Origin of the sequence: Caldifermentibacillus hisashii, assembly GCF_039654145.1 — a bacterium.
GTDB lineage: Bacteria > Bacillota > Bacilli > Bacillales > Caldibacillaceae > Caldifermentibacillus > Caldifermentibacillus hisashii.
The window spans coordinates 102,501-105,000 of the sequence record NZ_CP155467.1 but is presented as its reverse complement, the minus strand read 5'-3'; the positions used below and the strand labels follow the sequence as shown (position 1 = coordinate 105,000).

The window sequence follows — 2,500 nt, the reverse complement described above, 5'->3', positions numbered from 1 at the left end:
GCTGAGCATAAGGAACGCTTCGTCAGCATTACCTCGCAAAGTAAAATCTGTGATTTTACTTGAGTCGCCTCAGCCTTTCGTTTTCCTTAGAAAGGAGGTGATCCAGCCGCACCTTCCGATACGGCTACCTTGTTACGACTTCACCCCAATCATCTGTCCCACCTTCGGCGGCTGGCTCCTTGCGGTTACCTCACCGACTTCGGGTGTTACAAACTCTCGTGGTGTGACGGGCGGTGTGTACAAGGCCCGGGAACGTATTCACCGCGGCATGCTGATCCGCGATTACTAGCGATTCCGGCTTCATGCAGGCGAGTTGCAGCCTGCAATCCGAACTGAGAATGGTTTTCTGGGATTCGCTTATGCGTCGCCGCTTCGCTGCCCTTTGTACCATCCATTGTAGCACGTGTGTAGCCCAGGTCATAAGGGGCATGATGATTTGACGTCATCCCCACCTTCCTCCGACTTGTCGCCGGCAGTCGCTCTAGAGTGCCCAACTGAATGCTGGCAACTAGAACCAAGGGTTGCGCTCGTTGCGGGACTTAACCCAACATCTCACGACACGAGCTGACGACAACCATGCACCACCTGTCATCCTGTCCCCGAAGGGAAGACCCTGTCTCCAGGGCGGTCAGGAGATGTCAAGACCTGGTAAGGTTCTTCGCGTTGCTTCGAATTAAACCACATGCTCCACCGCTTGTGCGGGCCCCCGTCAATTCCTTTGAGTTTCAGTCTTGCGACCGTACTCCCCAGGCGGAGTGCTTAATGCGTTAGCTGCAGCACTGAAAGGCGGAAACCCTCCAACACTTAGCACTCATCGTTTACGGCGTGGACTACCAGGGTATCTAATCCTGTTTGCTCCCCACGCTTTCGCGCCTCAGCGTCAGTTACAGACCAGAAAGCCGCCTTCGCCACTGGTGTTCCTCCACATCTCTACGCATTTCACCGCTACACGTGGAATTCCGCTTTCCTCTTCTGCACTCAAGTCCCCCAGTTTCCAATGACCGCTTGCGGTTGAGCCGCAAGATTTCACATCAGACTTAAAGGACCGCCTGCGCGCGCTTTACGCCCAATAAATCCGGACAACGCTTGCCACCTACGTATTACCGCGGCTGCTGGCACGTAGTTAGCCGTGGCTTTCTCGTCAGGTACCGTCAAGGTACCGGCATTTCCTCCGATACTTGTTCTTCCCTAACAACAGAGCTTTACGATCCGAAGACCTTCTTCGCTCACGCGGCGTTGCTCCGTCAGACTTTCGTCCATTGCGGAAGATTCCCTACTGCTGCCTCCCGTAGGAGTCTGGGCCGTGTCTCAGTCCCAGTGTGGCCGATCACCCTCTCAGGTCGGCTACGCATCGTCGCCTTGGTGAGCCGTTACCTCACCAACTAGCTAATGCGCCGCGGGCCCATCTGTAAGTGATGGCAATAGCCATCTTTCCTTATCTCTCCAGGCGGAAAGATAATCTATCCGGTATTAGCACCGGTTTCCCGGAGTTATCCCGGTCTTACAGGCAGGTTACCCACGTGTTACTCACCCGTCCGCCGCTAACCAACAAAAAGCAAGCTTCTTATTGGTTCGCTCGACTTGCATGTATTAGGCACGCCGCCAGCGTTCGTCCTGAGCCAGGATCAAACTCTCCAAAAAAGAGTTGATTGCTCAAAATTAAAACTGACTTAAATGGTTTATTAAAACGCTTTGTCTTGTTCAGTTTTCAAGGTTCAATTTATTAATGTTTCAAAAGCAACTTTATTACTATACCAAAGTAACTTGTGCTTTGTCAACAACTTTTTTCGTTGGTGGAGCCTAGCGGGATCGAACCGCTGACCTCCTGCGTGCAAAGCAGGCGCTCTCCCAGCTGAGCTAAGGCCCCAAGTTTTTATTTAACATGTCGGGAAGACAGGATTTGAACCTGCGACCCCATGGTCCCAAACCATGTGCTCTACCAAGCTGAGCTACTTCCCGTATTTAAAAACGCGCCCGATAGGAGTCGAACCCATAACCTTCTGATCCGTAGTCAGACGCTCTATCCAATTGAGCTACGGGCGCACTTAATGATGCCGAGGACCGGAATCGAACCGGTACGGTAGTCACCTACCGCAGGATTTTAAGTCCTGTGCGTCTGCCAGTTCCGCCACCCCGGCAATATTCTAGAGCGGAAGACGGGATTCGAACCCGCGACCCCCACCTTGGCAAGGTGGTGTTCTACCACTGAACTACTTCCGCATAAAGTCAAAACACAGGTGAAGGGGACCGAACCCCCACACCTTACGGTGCCAAATTCTAAGTCTGATTGGTACATCTACCAATTCCGCTACTCCAGCAATAGTGAGCCATGGAGGATTCGAACCTCCGACCCTCTGATTAAAAGTCAGATGCTCTACCGACTGAGCTAATGGCTCGTTATTATATTTGCGTTATTACAGCAATAGCCGCTACCTCACTGGGGCATCTACGACGTCCCGATCTCAGTATGATTATTCAAGAAGCGACTCGATCGGTACGC

The 2,500-nt window shown here is 52.4% G+C and carries 6 tRNA genes and 1 rRNA gene; all 7 read right to left on the bottom strand.

The features are described 5' to 3' along the window. Positions 1-90 precede the first annotated feature (90 nt). Positions 91-1,641: ribosomal RNA gene (locus NSQ14_RS00505) — 16S ribosomal RNA — on the bottom strand. A gap of 150 nt (positions 1,642-1,791) precedes the next feature. Next, a tRNA-Ala gene (locus NSQ14_RS00500) sits at positions 1,792-1,867 on the bottom strand. Positions 1,868-1,885: 18 nt separating this feature from the next. Continuing rightward, a tRNA-Pro gene (locus tag NSQ14_RS00495) sits at positions 1,886-1,959 on the bottom strand. A 10-nt stretch (positions 1,960-1,969) separates the two neighbouring features. Then, a tRNA-Arg gene (locus NSQ14_RS00490) sits at positions 1,970-2,043 on the bottom strand. Positions 2,044-2,052: 9 nt separating this feature from the next. Then, a tRNA-Leu gene (locus NSQ14_RS00485) sits at positions 2,053-2,138 on the bottom strand. Positions 2,139-2,148: 10 nt separating this feature from the next. Further along, a tRNA-Gly gene (locus NSQ14_RS00480) sits at positions 2,149-2,220 on the bottom strand. A 103-nt stretch (positions 2,221-2,323) separates the two neighbouring features. Next, positions 2,324-2,396 (bottom strand) — tRNA-Lys (locus NSQ14_RS00475). Between the last annotated feature and the right edge of the window lie 104 nt (positions 2,397-2,500).